The 18,355-nt window shown below is 60.5% G+C and carries 16 protein-coding genes, 1 tRNA gene and 2 pseudogenes; 8 read left to right on the forward strand and 11 right to left on the reverse strand.

The annotated features are described in order from the left end of the window. Positions 1-14: 14 nt before the first annotated feature. The 7 genes from ACQKPS_RS00780 to ACQKPS_RS00810 all read right to left on the reverse strand — a co-directional run bounded on the left by ACQKPS_RS00780 (position 15) and on the right by ACQKPS_RS00810 (position 4,732). Complete coding sequence (locus ACQKPS_RS00780) at positions 15-1,001, reverse strand: glycosyl transferase family protein (protein WP_427602877.1); 987 nt, start codon at positions 999-1,001, stop codon at positions 15-17. A gap of 14 nt (positions 1,002-1,015) precedes the next feature. Then, positions 1,016-1,351 carry a TusE/DsrC/DsvC family sulfur relay protein gene (locus tag ACQKPS_RS00785; protein WP_254480562.1) on the reverse strand — a complete coding sequence of 112 codons (336 nt, stop codon included), beginning with the start codon at positions 1,349-1,351 and terminating at the stop codon, positions 1,016-1,018. After that, the gene (gene tusB / locus ACQKPS_RS00790; RefSeq protein ID WP_254480560.1) at positions 1,348-1,644 is read right to left on the reverse strand and encodes a sulfurtransferase complex subunit TusB; all 297 of its coding nucleotides are present in this window, start codon (positions 1,642-1,644) and stop codon (positions 1,348-1,350) included. The genes ACQKPS_RS00785 and tusB overlap by 4 nt, the downstream gene beginning before the upstream one ends. Continuing rightward, a complete protein-coding gene (tusC, locus tag ACQKPS_RS00795; protein WP_054886805.1) occupies positions 1,644-2,003 on the reverse strand; it encodes a sulfurtransferase complex subunit TusC in 360 nt (119 codons plus the stop codon). The genes tusB and tusC overlap by 1 nt, the downstream gene beginning before the upstream one ends. A 1-nt stretch (position 2,004) precedes the next feature. Further along, complete coding sequence (tusD, locus tag ACQKPS_RS00800; RefSeq protein WP_254480558.1) at positions 2,005-2,397, reverse strand: sulfurtransferase complex subunit TusD; 393 nt, start codon at positions 2,395-2,397, stop codon at positions 2,005-2,007. Between the two features lie 87 nt (positions 2,398-2,484). Beyond that, positions 2,485-3,864 (reverse strand): nucleobase:cation symporter-2 family protein, encoded by a 1,380-nt coding sequence (locus ACQKPS_RS00805; RefSeq protein WP_054886803.1) that lies wholly within the window; start codon positions 3,862-3,864, stop codon positions 2,485-2,487. Between the two features lie 196 nt (positions 3,865-4,060). Then, the gene (locus ACQKPS_RS00810) at positions 4,061-4,732 is read right to left on the reverse strand and encodes a Bax inhibitor-1/YccA family protein (RefSeq protein ID WP_027919754.1); all 672 of its coding nucleotides are present in this window, start codon (positions 4,730-4,732) and stop codon (positions 4,061-4,063) included. 132 nt (positions 4,733-4,864) lie between these two features. Here ACQKPS_RS00810 and ACQKPS_RS00815 point away from each other — a divergent pair. Next, positions 4,865-4,952: transfer RNA gene (locus ACQKPS_RS00815), tRNA-Ser, on the forward strand. Positions 4,953-5,063: 111 nt separating this feature from the next. Here the strand turns inward: ACQKPS_RS00815 and ACQKPS_RS00820 are convergent. Beyond that, on the reverse strand, positions 5,064-5,261 hold the full coding sequence (locus ACQKPS_RS00820) for a hypothetical protein (RefSeq protein ID WP_427602142.1): 198 nt from the start codon (positions 5,259-5,261) through the stop codon (positions 5,064-5,066). Positions 5,262-5,407: 146 nt separating this feature from the next. On the opposite strand from ACQKPS_RS00820, the pseudogene ACQKPS_RS00825 reads away from it, so the two are divergent. Beyond that, positions 5,408-5,491: pseudogene (locus tag ACQKPS_RS00825) on the forward strand (DUF4113 domain-containing protein); the annotation flags it as partial. A 330-nt stretch (positions 5,492-5,821) separates the two neighbouring features. On the opposite strand, the gene ACQKPS_RS00830 reads toward ACQKPS_RS00825, so the two are convergent. Continuing rightward, entirely contained in the window at positions 5,822-6,547 is a 726-nt protein-coding gene (locus ACQKPS_RS00830; protein WP_283724083.1) for a TorF family putative porin, read from the reverse strand. 118 nt (positions 6,548-6,665) lie between these two features. After that, positions 6,666-8,387 carry an amidohydrolase gene (locus tag ACQKPS_RS00835; RefSeq protein ID WP_427602144.1) on the reverse strand — a complete coding sequence of 574 codons (1,722 nt, stop codon included), beginning with the start codon at positions 8,385-8,387 and terminating at the stop codon, positions 6,666-6,668. 243 nt (positions 8,388-8,630) lie between these two features. Between ACQKPS_RS00835 and ACQKPS_RS00840 the strand changes: the two genes are divergently transcribed. From ACQKPS_RS00840 to ACQKPS_RS00855, 4 genes are all read left to right on the forward strand, one after another. Further along, positions 8,631-9,542: a LysR family transcriptional regulator gene (locus ACQKPS_RS00840; RefSeq protein WP_254480552.1), complete on the forward strand. Its 912-nt coding sequence runs from the start codon at positions 8,631-8,633 to the stop codon at positions 9,540-9,542. A gap of 239 nt (positions 9,543-9,781) precedes the next feature. Beyond that, complete coding sequence (locus ACQKPS_RS00845) at positions 9,782-10,852, forward strand: C45 family autoproteolytic acyltransferase/hydolase (RefSeq protein ID WP_427602147.1); 1,071 nt, start codon at positions 9,782-9,784, stop codon at positions 10,850-10,852. A 122-nt stretch (positions 10,853-10,974) separates the two neighbouring features. Next, the gene (locus ACQKPS_RS00850) at positions 10,975-12,267 is read left to right on the forward strand and encodes an MFS transporter (RefSeq protein WP_427602148.1); all 1,293 of its coding nucleotides are present in this window, start codon (positions 10,975-10,977) and stop codon (positions 12,265-12,267) included. Positions 12,268-13,129: 862 nt separating this feature from the next. After that, a complete protein-coding gene (locus ACQKPS_RS00855; protein WP_254480548.1) occupies positions 13,130-13,354 on the forward strand; it encodes a DUF2188 domain-containing protein in 225 nt (74 codons plus the stop codon). Positions 13,355-13,475: 121 nt separating this feature from the next. Here ACQKPS_RS00855 and ACQKPS_RS00860 read toward each other — a convergent pair whose 3' ends face one another. Next, the gene (locus ACQKPS_RS00860; RefSeq protein WP_427602150.1) at positions 13,476-14,168 is read right to left on the reverse strand and encodes a DUF421 domain-containing protein; all 693 of its coding nucleotides are present in this window, start codon (positions 14,166-14,168) and stop codon (positions 13,476-13,478) included. A gap of 469 nt (positions 14,169-14,637) precedes the next feature. On the opposite strand from ACQKPS_RS00860, the pseudogene ACQKPS_RS00865 reads away from it, so the two are divergent. Beyond that, a pseudogene (locus ACQKPS_RS00865) lies at positions 14,638-14,828 on the forward strand (hypothetical protein); the annotation flags it as partial. 142 nt (positions 14,829-14,970) lie between these two features. Further along, positions 14,971-18,015 (forward strand): beta strand repeat-containing protein, encoded by a 3,045-nt coding sequence (locus ACQKPS_RS00870; RefSeq protein WP_427602152.1) that lies wholly within the window; start codon positions 14,971-14,973, stop codon positions 18,013-18,015. The last annotated feature ends 340 nt before the right edge of the window (positions 18,016-18,355 follow it).

Here is an 18,355-nt window from a genome sequence, read left to right on the forward strand (position 1 = left end):
CGCACCTTCATTATCTAGTTATTCGATGGGTTGCGCGCGGCCCAGTAACCCTGTGCCGTTGCGAAGGCCTCATCACGATTCTGGCCCAGACCACGTAGCGCCAGGGCCATGGTTGCCACTATGGCCATTTCGCCGTAGCTGTCCTCGGCCTTTCCATGCCATACCGCCAGTAGCTGCTCGGGTTGCAAGCTTGGTGGTTTCACATGGCGGCGTTCGCTCAGCGCCGGCCATTCCTCGTCCCAGGCTTCGCCTGCACTGGTGCCGTACAGGTGGTTGATGACATCCGGGTTGACCTCGATCTCGCCGCCATCACCCTTGATCACTACGGCATGGTCACCAAGCAGGCGGCTGGCTTCACGGTGCACCGCCTGGTAGCCAGGGTGGAAGATGCTCTGCAGGCCGCAACGCGCACCCAGTGGATTCAGCACCCGCGCCAGAGAATGGATGGGCGAGCGCAGGCCCAGCGTGTTGCGCAGGTCGATCATCCGCTGCAGCTGTGGTGCCCAGTCATGCAGGGGGGCGAAGGCCAGGCGATGCTGGTCGAGGGCCTGGCTGACCGTTGCCCAGTCGCGGCACAGCGGGATGTCCAGCAGCGCCAGCAGCTGTTCGGTGTACAGGCGCCCGGCGGTATGGGCGCCGCCGCCGTGCATGAGGATACGCACGCCGTTGGCGGCCAGGCACTTGGCGCTCAGCAGGTACCAGGGCAGGTGGCGCTTCTTGCCGGCGTAGGTCGGCCAGTCGATATCCACGGCGATACTCGGCACCTGCAGGTGCGCGCGCAGGGCTTCGGTGAAGCCGGCGAGTTCTTCTGCGCTCTCTTCCTTGTGCCGCAGCAACATCAGGAAGGCACCGAGCTGCGTGTCTTCGACCTTGCCTTCGAGCAGCAGGGTCATGGCGGCGCGGGCTTCTTCGCGGGTAAGGCCGCGGGCGCCGCGTTTGCCTTTGCCAAGGATGCGCACGAATTCGGCGAACGGGTGTTCGGCCGGTGTTTCCAGGGTCAGCGGGCGGGCGTCGGTCATATGCAATTGGTCGGCTTGGGCAGGCCCGCCAGCTTGGCGGCGAGTTTGGCGGGGGTGCCATTGAACAGGCGGTTGAGGTGCGGGCTGTTGCCTTTTTCCGTACCCAGCTTGAGCGCGGCGTACTTGATCAGCGGGCGGGTGGCCGGCGATAGCTGGTATTCGTCGTAGAACTGGCGCAGCAGTTCGAGGATTTCCCAGTGGTCGGCGGTCAGGGCGATGCTTTCGCGCTCGGCCAGGGCTTCGGCGACGGGGCGCGACCAGTCTAGCAGGTCGATCAGGAAGCCGTCCTTGTCCAGGGCGATGGCGCGATCGCCAACATTCAGCGTACTCATAGCCAGCTGTTGACCTTGTCGTAGTGCAGTGACAGCTCGACGAAGGCCTGGTAGTTCACGGCCGTGGCCAGCGTGCTGCTGATGCCACGGGCCAGCAGGTCTTCGTCGAGGGCGAACAGGCGCTGTGCCAGGTTGGCAGCCTGCAGCTGGCGCTGGCTGTCACTGCCGTCGCGCAGGGCATAGACCGCATCGCCGCACAGCAGCACGCCATCGTCAGCGCCCAGCAGGCGCAGGCAGCTGTCCAGGCGCTCGTCGCCGAACGGGGAGTGGGATAACACGTGCAGGGTAGGCATCAGAGCGTCACCACTTGGTCGAAACGGGCAATGAGGGCTTGCAGAGCTGCGTTGTCCAGCACCTCCACCGGCAGCTCCAGGCCGTCGGCGGCCAGGCCACGGCGCGCCAGGCTGTGCTGGCAGGCAAACAGCTCTTCGACGCCAAACATCGGCAGCGCCTGCAGGTTGGCGGCGAGGTTCTTCTGCTCCACGGCGGCAGGTTGCTGACCGGGGGCCAACTGGAACACGCCGTCATCGAGGAACAGCATGGCCAGCGGCAGATCGAAGGCGCCGCCGGCCAGGGCGATGTCCAGTGCTTCGCGAGCAGCCGGGCCGTTCCAGGGCGCCTGGCGGCTGATGATCAACATGGATTTGGCCATTTCAGTCGCCTCCGAAACAGACCAGGCGGTCGGCAGTTTGTGCGGCTTCGTGCAGCTGGCCGAGGCCAGACAACTCCCACGGTTTGGGCAGGTTCACCGCCGGGCGTTGGTAGCGGCTGGCTTCGGCTTCATCGAGCACGCCACGGCGCAGCGCGGCGGCGATGCACACCACGGCGTCGAGGCGTTTTACTTCGATGAAGGTCCGCCATTGGGCGGCGACGTCCTGTTCATCCTGGGGCGCGACCACGTTGGCCGAGGCACTGTGCACCCCGTCCTGATAGAAGAACAGCCGGGCAATCTCATGCCCGCCAGCCAGCACTGCCTCGGCGAAGCGCAAGGCGCGGCGCGAGGAGGGCGCATGGGCCGGGGAAAAAACCGCGATAGCGAATTTCATGGATAACTCGTGCAAAGGAATGCCGCCATGATAAAGCAAAAAGCCCGCGCAGGTGGGCGCGGGCTTTGTCGTAGGGGCAGGCGCGGATCAGGCGTTTTCTTTGCTTTCCGGCAGGAACCAGTTGAGCACCAGTGCGCAGATGCCCCCGGTGGCCACGCCCGACTCCAGCACATTGCGAATCGCTGCCGGCATGTGCGCGAGGAACTCCGGCACCTGCGCCACGCCCAGGCCCAGTGCCAGCGACACGGCGATAATCAGCAAGGCGCGGCGGTCCAGGCGAGTACTGGCCAGAATATTGATACCCGACGCGGCAACCGCGCCGAACATGACCATCGCCGCGCCACCCAGCACCGGCTCAGGCACCGCCTGGATCACGCCGGCCACGCTCGGGAACAGCCCCAGCAGTACCAGCATCACGGCAATCCAGATACCGATATGGCGGCTGGCAATACCGGTCAGCTGAATCACGCCGTTGTTCTGGGCAAAGATCGAGCTGGGAAAGGTGTTGAACAGGCCAGCCAGCAGCGAGTTGGCGCCGTTGACCAGCACCCCGCCCTTTATGCGCGACATCCACAGCGGGCCTTCGACCGGTTGGCGCGAAACCTTGCTGGTGGCGGTGACATCGCCGATGGCTTCCAGCGAAGTCACCAGGTAGATCACCAGCATCGGGATGAACAGCGCCCAGGAGAAGCCCAGGCCGAAATGCAGCGGCATCGGCACCTGGAACAGCGCGGCTTCGTGCATGCCGGTGAAGTCCAGGCGGCCGAGGTAACCGGCCAGGGCATAGCCGACTGCCAGGGCAATGACGATCGCGCAGCTGCGCATCCATACCACCGGGATGCGGTTGAGGATCACGATCACCGCCAGCACAGCACCAGACAGCATCAGGTTTTCGCCGTTGGCGAAGGTGCCATTGGCCATGGCGCCGAAACCGCCGCCCATGCTGATCAGGCCGACCTTGATCAGGGTCAGGCCGATCATCAGCACCACGATGCCGGTCACCAGTGGGGTGATCAGGCGTTTGACGAACGGCAGGATCCGCGACACGCCCATTTCGACGAACGAGCCGGCAATCACTACGCCGAAGATCGCCGCCATCACGCTTTCCACCGGCGTACCTTGCTTGACCATCAACGCGCCGCCGGCAATCAGTGGACCAACGAAGTTGAAGCTGGTGCCCTGCACGATCAGCAGCCCGGCACCGAACGGGCCGAAGCGCTTGCACTGAACGAAGGTGGCAATACCGGAGATCACCAGCGACATGGAGACGATGAGGTTGGTATCGCGAGCCGAAACGCCCAGCGCCTGGCAGATCAGCAGGCCAGGGGTAACGATCGGGACGATGATTGCCAGCAGATGCTGCAGGGCTGCCAGCAGGCCGATCAACAGCCGTGGCTTGTCCTCAAGGCCAAGTACCAGTTCGTTGGCAGGCGCCGCCGCGCCTGGGCTGTGTTCGTGTGAGCTCATCGGTGAAGCTGCCCCGGGAGAAAAAGGAGCGCATTCTACGGGCAGAAGTGCGATTGCGGTAGGGGAATGCACGATGGCAGCATGATCGGCGACCATTTGCCCTGTTTCTTGACTTTTAAGTCAGCGGGCAAGCCCACGGCATTTCCAGCGCGCAAAGAAAAGCCCGCCGAAGCGGGCTTTCCCAAGCAGCAAGCAATCAGTCATCACGACCCATGATGCCAAACAGCTGCAGCAAGCTGATGAACAGGTTGTAGATCGACACGTACAGGCTGATGGTCGCCATGATGTAGTTGCGCTCACCGCCATGAATGATCGCGCTGGTCTGGAACAGAATGCAGACCGACGAGAACAGTACGAAGCCGGCGCTGATCGCAAGTTGCAGGCCGCTGATCTGGAAGAAAAAGCTCGCGACCACGGCACCCAGCAGCACAAAGAAACCAGCGGTGATGAAACCGCTGAGGAAGCTCATGTCCTTGCGGGTGATCAGCACGTAGGCCGACAGGCCACCAAACACCAGCGCAGTCATCGCAAACGCCGAGCTGACCACTTCAGCGCCACCGGCCATGCCCAGGTAACGGTTGAGGATCGGGCCGAGAATGAAGCCCATGAAGCCGGTGAGGGCGAAGGTGGAAACCAGGCCCCAGACCGAATCACGCAGTTTGGCAGTGAGGAAGAACAGCCCGTAGAAGCCGATCAGCACGACGAACACATTCGGGTAACCGACGCGCATCTGCTGGGCAACAAAGGCCATGACACCGCTGAAGGCGAGGGTGAGTGCCAGCAGGCTGTACGTGTTGCGCAGGACCTTGCTGACCTCCTGCTGCTCGGCTTGCTGGCCGTGGTGTACGGCATAATCCTGTTCGCGCATGGCGACACTCCTTATGAATCCATGGTTTTGGACGTTCAGATGCAAGCAGTCTAACAGACGCTCCGCAACCCGCGACACAGAGAGTTTGACAGCTTGTTTCATTACGGTATTATGGCGGCCGCAAAACAAGCTGGAAGCGTGGCCGAGTGGTTTAAGGCAACGGTCTTGAAAACCGTCGATGGGCAACTATCCTAGAGTTCGAATCTCTACGCTTCCGCCATATTCAAAGCCCTGATTATTCAGGGCTTTTTGCGTTTTTGGGGCATAGAAAAGCGACCCGTGGGAACACCCTTGGGAATGGTTTATTTTGCCAGCGCTGACAATACTTTCCTCATTGAGTGGGTTTCGCCAAGGCTCCAACTCGACGATAAACCCGCTCGGTAATGTACCCCTTGGTATGGCCGAGTAGCAGGCCCGCGTGGTCGACATCGGTGATTTCCGAGGCCGCTTTAGGTCGAATGTCGCGGAACTGGAATTGACTGATGCGGCCGGCCAGGACTTGGTCACCGGCTGCAACTGCTTCCTTCACTGCGTCCTCCCTGGCATCGTCCCAGCGATGGCGGAGCATTGCGGCCGTAACGCGTTGGCCTGTATCAGTCAGGTTGAGGTATGGGGAGCTGTGACCAGAGTTGCGCTCCAGAATCTTCCTGATCAGCTTGCCCAGCCCGCTCAGTGTGTAAACGGCTGATGCAGGTGATGGATGGCATCAACGAGCGCTGGGGGAGGGGGACAATGCGAGCCGCCAGCGTGCCTGCGTCGGTGATGAGGATCGTGTTGAGATGCTCGAATTCGCTGAGGCCGCCAGATTGTGGGCGTTGACCGAGGCAGAGTTCGCCTAATCCCGGTCGATAACGATCACTCGCGAACGGCTGCTTCGACCCATAGCTGCCGCTTGACCCTGTAGGAACGCGCTTGCCCCGCGAATTGGCCAGTCCATGAAAAGGCGTCGTCTGGCACGGGCTACGCCCGTGTTCGCGGGACAAGCCCGTTCCTGCATAGAGGGCGCAAGACTCACTGGCAGCTAAGAGTCGAGAGCAGCCACCCGGCTTCCTTCGACCCATCACAGCCAGCTTTTAGCAACTCGCAGCTTTAGAACGTCTTGCTGGCCGAGACCACCACTGTGGCCGAGCAGATATCCTTGAAGCCGAGGTAGCTGGCGCATTCGCTCTTGGAGAGGTCAGTGTCGATGTAACTGACCGACCATTCGAGCGACAGCATCGTGCGGGTTAGCTTCACTTCCCATTCGTGGTAGTCGTCGCGGCTGGCGCCATCATTGGCGAACCAGCTCGGGTCCTTATAGTCGTTGCGCCCGGAGCGCACCAGCAGGTTGGTGTCGTACGGCAGCAGCGTGGTGTAGCCCACGTAGCTATAGAACATCGATTGGTCGCCGTTGAAGTTGTCCGAATAGTTGCCACCCAGCAGCACGCCCCAGGCGCGCAGTTCGGCATGATACTCGCCGTAATTGAAGTCGCCCTGGCGCGGGTACGCGTACTTGATGTACGAGGTGTCGAGGGTGACGTCGTCGTTGATCTGCCAGAAGTAGCCGGCGTAGTAGTCCAGCTCCTGGCGCGTACTGCTGCCGAAGCCGAAGTCGACGTTCGAGCTCCATACGCCTGCGTATAGGCCGCTGGCGTGAGCCAGGGTCAACGAGCCCTGTAGGGCGGGATCGTTCTGGGTCTGGGAGATGCCGCGGGTGCGGTAGTCGCTGAAAACGCCAGCCTTAGCCTCAAGGCCGAAATCGTCGTTGAGGTCGATGGCATGGGCCAGCGGGGCGCAGGCTAGCAGGCCACCTGCGATTAGGTTGCGTACGGTCATTCGGTGCTTTCCATTTATTGTTGTTGTGCACGGTGCAACGGGGGGACGTTTAGCGGCTGCAACTGCTCCCACAGGGACTCGTGTCGAGTCCGTGGAAGCAGGTTTCTCTGCGATGCGATCAGCGCTGGTAGATCTGCTTGCCGGCGAACCAGGTCTGCAGCACCTGGGTGTCACGCAGCGTTTCGGGATCGACGTTGAGCACGTCTCGATCAAGGACGATCATGTCGGCCTGCTTGCCCACCTTCAGTGAGCCGACCTGCTGCTCCAGGCGCATGGCGCGGGCGGCATTGAGGGTGTAGGCCTGGAACATGGTTTCGCGGTGGATGGCTTCGTCGGCATTGAGCACGCCTTTGGCGCCCTTGCGGCTGACGGCTTGGTAGATCGCCTTCCACGGCTCCGGGGTCGTGATCGGCCAGTCGCTTGCGCCGGCGATGGTCGCACCGGCCTTGTAAAGCGAGTGGGCCGGGTAGCTGTGGGCGAAGGCATGTTCATCGACATACGGCTTGACTAGGTCGATGTTAGTTTCGTCGGCACTGGCCCAGTACAATTGCATGGAAGCAATCACATCGAGCTGTTTGAAGCGCGGATAGTCCTGGGCACTGACCATCTGTAAGTGTGTGATCGAGTGCGGGACACCACTGTGTCGCGCGCGTCGGGCCTGTTCCACGCCGTTGAGTGCCTCGCGCACGGCGCGATCGCCGATGGCATGCACATGAACCAGCAAGCCACGGGCATCGGCGGCATCGACCAGTTCACCGAAGTGCTTCGGGTCCAGCAGCAGTTCACCGCGTTGGCCGGAGTTTTTGTAGGGCTCAAGCATCGCCGCGCTTTGCGCTGGCATTTCGGCAACGCCGTCGGCGAACACTTTGATTCCGGGCAGGGTGAGATTGCGTACACCAAAGAACTGCTGGCGTACCTTGTCCAGCTCATCCAGGTCGGCTGGGCGGGCCTTGGAGTCGGCCATCAGCAGTGCGGCGATGTGCGCTGTCAGTTCACCTCGTTCGGAGAGTTCCTTGTAGACCGGCAGCACGCCCAGCGAGTCGTTCTTCACATCCGCGCCGGGCAGCTCGTTGGCCAGCGGGTCCATCCAGCCGGTGATGCCCAGTTGCTTGGAGTAGTCCAGGGCCATGCGCCCGGCGGTCATCAGGGTGTCGTGGGACAGCGGCGGCAGGAGGTCGGTCACCGGGTAGTAGCTGGCGTCGGCCAGAAACCCGTTGGGCGTGCCGTCCTGATGCTGGCCAATGGTGCTACGTGCTTCGGCGGGCAACGCCGCGATGGTCTTGGCGTCGATCTTGGCGCGCTTGAGCAGGGCCTGGTTGGCCCAGCCGGTGTGCATGTCGTTGGCGGCCAGCAGGATCGGCTGGTCAGCCCATTCGCCATGGTTGAAACGCTGCTCCAGGGCCGGGATGTCATCCCAGTAGGTGCCCGGTACGCCACCGACGGCCAGGAACTCGCCACGCACGGCCTTGCCATCTTTGTGCCACTCGCGCAGGCGTTGCTCCAGTTCCTCTAGGGGGATCTGCTCGCCCATTAGGTTGGCCAGCTCCAGTTGCAGGCCACCTTTGATGGCATGGGAGTGGGAGTCGAGCATGCCTGGCATCAGCACCTTGCCGCCCAGGTCGATGACCTGAGTGCCCTTGGCCTTCAGGCCCAGCACGGCCTGGTCGGATCCCACGGCAACGATCTTCTCGCCCGCGACCGCCACCGCTTGCTGCAGCGGTTGGCCTGGCTCGGCGGTGTAGACCTTGGCGTTGTGAAAGATCACGTCCACTGCCGCGAAGCTGTGCAGGGAGATGCAGGCCAGGCCCGCGCTGATCGTCATCTTCAGGAGGTGCTTCATTCGGTGCCTCGTTCTTGTTGTGATTGCGCCGCAGCCTAGCCAACGCGCAAGGCCGGTTAAATGTGGCGACAGGCACAACTTTTTTCGCGATCGGGAAACAATCCCGTGCCTGTGATTGCCATGGTGCAAGTCACACGCCGCTCGACGCCTATTTAAATCCGCGCTGTTTGCGAGCCTGATGGAAAGGCGTGGATACTTGCGCGCTCTCTCCATTGCCTCGCTTGTGCCGAACAGGAAGAAACCATGGACAAAATGACGGCCCTGACCGTCTTCGTCGCCGCCGCCGAACACGGCAGCTTCAGTCGTGCGGCCGAGCAGTTGGGCAAGACGCCTTCGGCCATCACCAAGGCCGTCGCCCACCTGGAGGCAGAGCTTGGGGTGCGCCTGTTCGAGCGCACCACCCGGCGCATGGCGCTCACCGAGGCCGGCAGCCTGTACCTGGAAGGAGCGCGCCAGGCTTTGATGCACCTGCAACTGGTGACTGAGGAAGTGGAGCAGTTGCAGCACGAACTACGTGGCACCTTGCGCATCACCGCGCCGCCGTCGTTCGGCCCGGCGTTTCTCAACCAGGTGTGCTTTCGCTTCATGCGCGAACACCCGCAGGTGCGCCTGGAGGTGAACCTCAACGACGCCAACGAAGACCTGATCGACGGCGGTTACGACCTGTCGCTGCGCGACGGCCCCACAGACCAGCCCGAGCTGATCGCCCAGCCGCTGATCGAGAACCGCGTGATCCTCTGCGCCAGCCCCGACTACCTGGCCCGGCGTGGCGAGGCCATCACCTTGGAGAATTACGCTCAGCACGACTGGTTGCTGCTGCGCCATCCTCTGCTCAATCGCAGCTTCTGGTGGGTCGAGCACGAGGGCCAGACCTTGCGCGTGCGTCAGCCCACGCCTCGACTGGTGAGCGACAACTTCGACTTCCTGCTTGCCTGCCTGCTCGATGGTCATGGCCTGCAGTTCGTGCCCACCTGGTGCGCCGCGCCCTATTTGGCCAACGGGCAACTTGTGGAAGTGCTGCCCGACTACTGGCGGGCGTTGAGTGCTTTCGGGCCTTGGGTGCACGTGCTGTACCTGCCCCATCGGCGCAACACGCGTAAGGTACAGGCCTTCATCGCCTTGCTGCACGAACAACTGCGCAGCCAAGGGCTGTAACCAGGCTGCGGGGTTCAATTGTTCCAGACAGGCACAAAAGTTGTGCGGGTTGTGGCGATGATCGGCCGGCAGTGGCTCGCTAGGCTAGCGGTGGTTGCTTGAATACAGCTGCCACTTCGTGCCCGGTCCATTGCCCTGTCACTCTCACGGCAGGTGCATGCACCAGGGGGGCGAGGCGGCCTCACTCTTTCCAGAACAGCAACGATGCCTCGAGCCTGCTGTACCAGGAGTTCCCCGCAGTGAAGATCCACACCCTAGTCACCGATATCCGCACGCCCGCTGAACGTGGTCGTCAGATCGGCGAGCGCTTCGCCGAGCAGATCCGCCATACCACACAGCTGTACCTGGACTTCTTCCCGCGGGTGGGCGTGTCCCTGCGTGAGGCGCAGCGCATCGGTGAAAACAGCCTGGCCGCCCTGGAAGCCTGGAGCCCGAACCTGGCGGCCGAGGTGATCGGTATGGCCAGCGGCGCCGACCTGCCATTGTGGCAGCTGGCAAGCCTGAACGCCCGTACCGAGGTGCTGGCGGCGCGCACCCGTCACAGCGAATGTTCCACCACTGTGCATGCGCCGCGCGGGCCGCGTGCGCCGCAGACCTTGCAGACCTGGGACTGGCACGACAGCCTCTGCCCCCACGGCCTGATGCTGGCGCTGCACACCGAGCGTGGCATGACCGTCAAGCTGTTCTGCGAATTCGGCATGCTCGCCAAGCTGGGGGTGAATAGTGCAGGTCTGGGCCTGCATTTCAACATTCTCCATCACACCAGCGACAGTGACAGCGGGGGTGTGCCAGTGCACGCGATTGCCCGCCGTCTGCTCGAAGACGCCAGCAGTGTCGAGGAAGCCATCGAACTGGCCCGTTCGGCGCGGGTCAGCGCCTCCACCGTGCTCACCGTGTTCTCCCGCGAGGACAGCAGCCCGCGCGCCGTCAGCATCGAGCTAAGCCCTGAGAACACGGCGCTGGTACTGCCGCGTGAAGACGGCTGGTTGCTGCACACCAACCACTTCCTCGACCCGCAGCTGAGCCTGGGCGAACAGGTTGCCGACCGCGCCGACACCCAGTGTCGTCTGGGGCACCTGGAGCAGGTGATCGGCCAGATGGGCAGCGCCAATCTGCGCGCCCGTGCCGAAGCCATGTGCGGCGCGCAAGGCGACAGCGCACCGATCTGCTTCCACCCGGACATGGCCATGCCCGATACCGAGCGTTGGGAAACCCTGCTGAGCGTGGGGATCGATACCGAGCGCTGCGCGCTGGAATACGTAGCGGGCACGCCGCTGCAACTGGCCAAGGCTGGCTTCGAACGTTTCTGAGCCCACCCGGTGCTGCTTGAACAGGGCGGCACCCGCTGACAACGAGAACAACAACAATGCATGCGGAACATTCTAACCCTTCGTCGTCCCGATCTGCGCTGCGGACCTTCTGCGTCTCCGGCATGGGCACTGCGCTGGAGTTCTATGACTTCATCATCTACGGCACCGCAGCTGCGCTGGTGTTTCCCCAAGTGTTCTTCCCGCAAATGGACCACCTGACCGCGACCTTGGTGGCCTTCAGCGCCTTTGGCGCCGGCTTCTTCGCCCGTCCGCTGGGCGGTTTGGTGTTCGGCCACTACGGTGACCGCATCGGTCGCCAAAAGGTGCTGGTCGCGACCTTGCTGCTCATGGGCCTGAGCACCTTCCTCATCGGTTGCTTGCCTAGCCATGCCAGTGTCGGCGTCGCTGCCCCGATCCTTCTTGTGCTGTTGCGCCTGATCCAAGGCTTTGCCGCCGGTGGTGAATGGGGCGGTTCCGCGCTGTTCGGCATCGAGTCGGCGCCGCCAGGCAAGCGAGGGTTGTGGGGCAGCTTCACGAGCATGGGCATCGGCGTCGGTGGCATCCTCGGCGCTGCGGTGTTCGCCATCGTCAGTGCCGCCTTCAACGACAACCTGGTGGACTTTGCCTGGCGCATCCCGTTCTGGCTCGGTGGCACGCTGGTGCTGATCGGCCTGTATGCGCGCCTGAAAGCTGCGGTACCGGTGGCCGCCCCCACGCTGAAGGCGGTCCGCGCACCGTTGGCCGATGCCTTGCGGCAGCGTCCACGCCAGCTGCTGCTGTGCACTGGGATCGCCTTCGGCTACTGCACCATCGCCTATATCGGCAGCACCTTCTTCCTGACCTACGCTACCCAGGTGGGCTTCGGCAGCACCCAGGCGTTGATGTTCGACCTTACCTTGTCGATCGCAATCGTGTTCTCCGCGCCGCTGTTCGGCTACCTGTCTGATCGTCTGGGCCGGCGCACGGTGATGGTGTTCGGTGCTGTGGTTATGGCGCTCGGGCTGTTCATCTTCTTCGAACTGGTAGGCATGATGAGCTTCGGTATTGCCCTGTTCGCCTACAGCTTGACCGGTCTGCTGATGGGCGCAACCCAAGGTCCCATACCATCGTTTCTGGGGGAGCAGTTCCCGCGCAATATGCGGTACTCCGGAATCTCGGCCAGCTATCAGATCGGTGCAGCACTGGGCGGCGGCACGGCATCTAGCATAGCCACTGCAATCCTTATCTTTACTGACCACAATCCGCTAGGCGTGGCGTTATATGGAGCTGGCGCGCTGGCATTAGTCGCGTTGTGCTCGTTGTTATTGCCCGAAACATCGCGACTGAGCATGGCGGAAATCGACGATGAACCTGATAGTGTTGCAAGGGAGGCGAGCTGGTGCGGAACCAGTATGCGTTGGCGAAAAAATAGTTGAATGTGTATTTCTGGATAGGAGGCGTCCGAGTTGAAGTTGATCGTGAGCTACAGAAGCTGCCTCCCATTGGGCTGGCCTGCTCGACATCGGCGATCGGATGGGAGCCATTATGCCAGGACCGCATTCATGCTGCTCTGCATTGCACTGCAGGTCATTGATCAGCTGGATTCTGCGCAGGATGATGCGCTCTTATATCCGCAAGTGAAGTGAGCAGCGAAATGGCTCGCAAAGACTCGGGCCGTCGCGGGTGACTTGGGCGGTGCCGGCGGTGGGGTATTAGCCCGAGCCGCCGGCAAAATATATCTGCTACTCGACGATGCAGATCCACCGATGGTTGTCCCGATATGGCGCTCTGGTAAATGCAACGTCTGCTACGAGTTTCATGCCGCGCTCTTGAAGAGCTTTGGTCAGTTGAGCGAGTGTCTCTGCCTGGATAGTCATTGCTGTTACCTCGTCAGATTTACCGCGTTCATAATTCCTGACCGAGCAGGCAACTAGCTGATTCAATTTATTTCACTGCTTTGAAGATGCATCGGGGTGTGGTCTGGTACCAAGTGCCCCGTTTCTGCGTTTCGGCGCATCCAGTATCGGCAAGATCTTCACCGATTTACGAAACGCTATAGGCCTACGGAGGTCAATGTTCATGCAGCCAGCGCCCGGGAGGATCTATCCGTATCGGTATCAATTTGCCGGAAGGAGATCATTGAGCTCAAGTCCGCAGCCATGTGGAGCATCATCAATCCCCAGGAACGCCTGGATGAGTTTGCCGGTGATGATCCATAGGCTGGCATGGCGAGCACTGGGCAGCTGATCACGTCAGAGATGAGACAGCGAATCGGCATGAAACCGAAGGAGTAGAGCGATGGACAACTACCACGTCAGCCCCACTGCAGATGGCTGGGAGCTAAAAAAGGCCGGTGCTGAGCGGGCGTCGAAACGCAGCAGCACGAAGCAGGAGCTGGTAGGTTCCCTTTCCGAGTTCTTCGAAGGCAAGACGGCCTCGGTGAAAATCCATAAGGCAGATGGCAGCATTGAAGAAGAACGCACGTATCCTCGCGCCGCTGATCCGAGGCGAACCAAGGGGTGACTTCCGTCACGCCTGAGGGCCTGGGCATTGACTTGCAGGAAGCTCAGAACTGGGGACTGTACGAGTGGTTGCTCGTCAGTGATCACCGCAATCCCCAATGCTTTGATTGGATGATGGGAAATCAACGGTTTCGTAGGGTATCTAGAGCGGGAGACCAGATGGAATGGCCACATCGGCTGCAAGAGACTGAGTCCTGCGCCTCGTGGTAAGTGGGGAATCCGCAGTTCACGCAGCAGTAGATGCCCGCAGCCGGTGGTGACGCAAACTCTGACCTGTGTTCTTCAGGGAGCACCGATAGGCCAGGACGAGTGTCTTCAGCACCGTAAAAATAAAGGCTGAGATCCCCATCGGTTTCCAACAAACCAAGACGTACCTGGCCCAAGTGCTCCACACCTTGCTGACGAAGCTCCATGAACAGTTCATTCGAGGAAATGTTCAGGTTCCGCAAAGAATGGATTTCGTACATCCCATCCTTCACCACCGTGATGGGCAAGCCATCGATCCAGGCCTCACAGGTTTTGCTGCGCCGCATGAGGTAGAGGGTGCTGCGATAGAGCAGCAATAGCGTGAGGAAAACGAGCGCGACCGGAAGCAGGGGCACATCTTCGTAAAAGGTCACATCGCCTGCTGCAGAACCAAGGGTAAGGATGACTACCAGTTCGAAGCGGGAGAGCTGTCTGATCCCACGTCGGCCACTGAACTTCAAGAAGAAGAACACGGCCAGAAATGCTACAGAAACCCGCAAGGCAACCTCGAGAAGGAAGGTTATCGGAAACTCGCCTATCAGCATCCGTTGCAGATCGAATGTGACCATTCTCTATTCCATTTTTCTTGTGGTTAACGCAGAGCGGGCAGGCCGCTTCTCTAGCGTTTGCTAGTCGTTATAGAGAGTCTTGCGACCAAGGAAGAATTCAATTCCGGTCGCGCTCGGCCACGAAGCCTTCGCAGTTGAGCAGCTCTGGATGGGGCGGTTTGAGGGGATAGGTGCACTAACTCATTAACTTCGAATCAACGACACTCGACGATCTCAAGCGAAAGGCTGGGCGCCGTGGGATCCGAATGCGGCTCCATGACCTTTGCGGCAGTGGCTGCCGTGGGAGTGATTCACGGCCTGAGGCGCCTCATCTAGCTCGAAACTGAGTGCTGGTCACTGACGCTTCCGTGCAAATGAAGCCAGCGAACCGCTCCCGAGGAGTTGGTCGACCGCTTGTAAGATGGCCTCTATAACGACCGGGTCGATAGCTGCCGGTCGCGACTGACCGCAATCGACCCATAGCGGTTAGTACCTGCCCAAGGGCACGGGCTTGTCTGGCCACAGCCAGGAGCAACTGGATGCTCTCGCCTACGAATTGAACATCCGTCCGCGGCAGCGTTTCAATTAAAAGTTTCAATCGAAATGATGACGGCGATGATGGCCAAGCATCATAAGAGTCCTTCTTTAACTCAAAAAGCGGGTGTTGCACTCAGCCTTTAAAACCGCCCACTTTGTGAAGAGCTCAAGCGCAGAGCGTTTCTGTCGATATCAACACATTCGTTGTTCCCAAAAAGTGCGCCGCAGTGAACCCTGATCGACACTCTGGCCTGTACCAGTTCACACACAAGGCAAGGAAGATGTAATGGCAGTTATAAATGGGACAAGCGGGACGGATACGCTGATCGGTACGAGCTCGGATGATGAGATCAATGCCCTGGGTGGCAATGATGTGATCAAGGGCAGTGGTGGGGCGGACAAGATCGATGGCGGCACCGGCCTCGATACCGTTGATTACTCGTCTTCTGCAGAAGCGATCAACGTCGACATCCGCACCGGCACAGGCAAGGCCGGTATCGGTGGCGATGCGCAAGGTGACACCCTGACGAACATCGAAAAGGTGATCGGCACGGCATTCAACGATACGTTCAACAGCACCATCGGTGGCAATCTGGGTATCACCTTTGAAGGTGGCGCTGGTGACGACGTTTACACCGTCGCGACCACCGGGGTGAAGATCATCGAAGAAGACAACGGCGGTTATGACGAGCTGCGCAGCAGCGCCCCGACGGCCACCCTCGATCCATTCATCGAGAAACTGACCTACATCGGCACCGGCAGCTTCACCGGCACCGGCAACGCTCAGGACAACACGATAGTGGGCGGTGCGGGCAACGACACTCTGATCGGTGGTGGCGGTGCGGATCAACTGATTGGCGGCGCCGGTCTGGACACGGCCAGTTATCGCGACAGCACGGTCGGAATCACGATTAACCTGAAAAGCGGCGTCAACAGCGGGATCGCTGCAGGCGATACCTATACGGAAATCGAAGTGATCGCCGGGTCGGGTTACAACGACACCTTCGTTGCGGACGGCCGGGCGATCGGTTTCGACGGCGGCAATGGTTTTGATACCGTGGATTACTCGTCTTCTGCAGAAGCGATCAACGTCGATATCCGCACCGGCACAGGCAAGGCCGGTATCGGTGGCGATGCGCAAGGTGACACCCTGACGAACATCGAAAAGGTGATCGGCACGGCATTCAACGATACGTTCAACAGCACCATCGGTGGCAATCTGGGTATCACCTTTGAAGGTGGCGCCGGTGACGACGTTTACACCGTCGCGACCACCGGGGTGAAGATCATCGAAGAAGACAACGGCGGTTATGACGAGCTGCGCAGCAGCGCCCTGACGGCCACCCTCGATCCATTCATCGAGAAACTGACCTACATCGGCACCGGCAGCTTCACCGGCACCGGCAACGCTCAGGACAACACGATAGTGGGCGGTGCGGGCAATGACACTCTGATCGGTGGTGGCGGTGCGGATCAACTGATTGGCGGCGCCGGTCTGGACACGGCCAGTTATCGCGACAGCACGGTCGGAATCACGATTAACCTGAAAAGCGGCGTCAACAGCGGGATAGCTGCAGGCGATACCTATACGGAAATCGAAGTGATCGCCGGGTCGGGTTACAACGACACCTTCGTTGCGGACGGCCGGGCGATCGGTTTCGACGGCGGCAATGGTTTTGATACCGTGGATTACTCGTCTTCTGCAGAAGCGATCAACGTCGACATCCGCACCGGCACAGGCAAGGCCGGTATCGGTGGCGATGCGCAAGGTGACACCCTGACGAACATCGAAAAGGTGATCGGCACGGCATACAACGATACGTTCAACAGCACCATCGGTGGCAATCTGGGTATCACCTTTGAAGGTGGCGCCGGTGACGACGTCTACACCGTCGCGACCACCGGGGTGAAGATCATCGAAGAAGATAACGGCGGTTATGACGAGCTGCGCAGCAGCGCCCCGACGGCCACGCTCGATCCATTCATCGAGAAACTGACCTACATCGGCACCGGCAGCTTTACCGGCTACGGCAACGCTCAGGACAACGTCATCATCGGCGGTGCCGGCAACGATATTTTGAATGGCGGTGCCGGCGCGGATCAGTTCTTTGGTGGTGCGGGGAACGACATTGTCAGCTACGAGATCGATAGTCCGGTTGCCGTCACTATCAATCTGGTGACAGGTGTTCACTCAGGAATAGCGGCAGGTGACACCTATGTCGATATCGAAACCATCCGCGGCAGCAATCTGGGCGACATCTTTTATGCAGGCGCCTCTGCCATGAGGCTGGATGGTGCCGGCGGGCAGGATCTGGTGAGTTATGAGCTGGCCGGTGGTGCAGTCACCCTCGACTTGACCACCAATGCCAACTCGGGGGATGCCGCAGGCGATACCTTCATCAACATGGAGATTTACCAGGGCAGCAACTTCAATGACACGTTGTCGGGATCGCGATTGGCTGATGTCTTCATTGGCGGTGCTGGCGCGGATGTCATCGACGGACGCGAAGGTCAGGACAGTGCCTGGTACATCACCAGTGCGACGGGCGTCACGATCAATTTGCAAACCGGCGTCAATCAGGGGGGCGATGCCGAGGGCGACGTACTGAGCAACATCGAGCGCGTGGTAGGCAGTCATTTCGATGACAGCCTGACGGGCGACGCCGGAGTCAACTACATCGAAGGCGCATTGGGCAATGATGTCATCTACGGTGGCGATGGCAACGATTACCTCTACGGCGGACTTGTTTCGCAAATCGGGCCTTTCAGCCTCAATGGGTTGAGCGGCGGCGCGCAGGCTGACACCTTGTATGGCGGCAATGGCAACGACACGATCATCACCGCGGCCAACGATGAAGGCAGTCGAGCCTATGGCGAGGCCGGTGGCGACGTCATCACAGTTGTGCATGGCATGGCCGATGGTGGCGAAGACAACGACCTGCTGACCGGTACCGGCTCAGGCTTCTCGCTGTTCGGCGCCGCGGGAGACGACCGGATGGTGCTGCAGGGCGCAGGTTCTGCATTCGGTGGTGAAGGTGCCGACACCTATACCGTCAACACTCGGTCACTGGTGACGATTCTTGATGATGGTGCAAGTGGTGGCGACAAACTGATTCTGGCGAACATCAGCGCCTCGGAACTGCTGGTCGATCGTGTCGGCGATGATCTCTACCTGCACCGGTCGGATTTCGTCGCCGGCCAGACTCCGGAGGAGGGTGTACGCCTGAAGGACTGGTACGCCGGCTTCAATACCATCGAACAGATCCAGACGGCGGATAACCAGATCATCATTCTGCCAGCCAACAGCGATGAGTTTGTCATGTTTGGCTGATCGTTGAATCAGACACCTTCGCGCCCGCCACGGGAGTGAAGGTTCCACTTGAAGCCTGGGGGCTGACCTGGTTTGCATGAACCGGATCAGCCCCTTTCTTTTCCAAGCTGGCTACTTCTCACCTCAAACACAGCTTGGGTATTTTTTCGAACGGCAGCTATGGGTCGATAGCAGTCGTTCGCGATTGGCCGCTTTCTAAGGCGAAGAGTACGATCAGTTCACCCCGTTGCACGTAAGGCATCAGTACGTCCTCGACGCACAGCGTGATGCCGAAATCCGCTAATGCAGCGTTCACTTTGGCCAGGGTGTTATTGACGTTCAATCGACTCGCAATGGGGAT

This window comes from Pseudomonas sp. NPDC086566, from assembly GCF_050280885.1.
Taxonomy (GTDB): domain Bacteria; phylum Pseudomonadota; class Gammaproteobacteria; order Pseudomonadales; family Pseudomonadaceae; genus Aquipseudomonas; species Aquipseudomonas vlassakiae.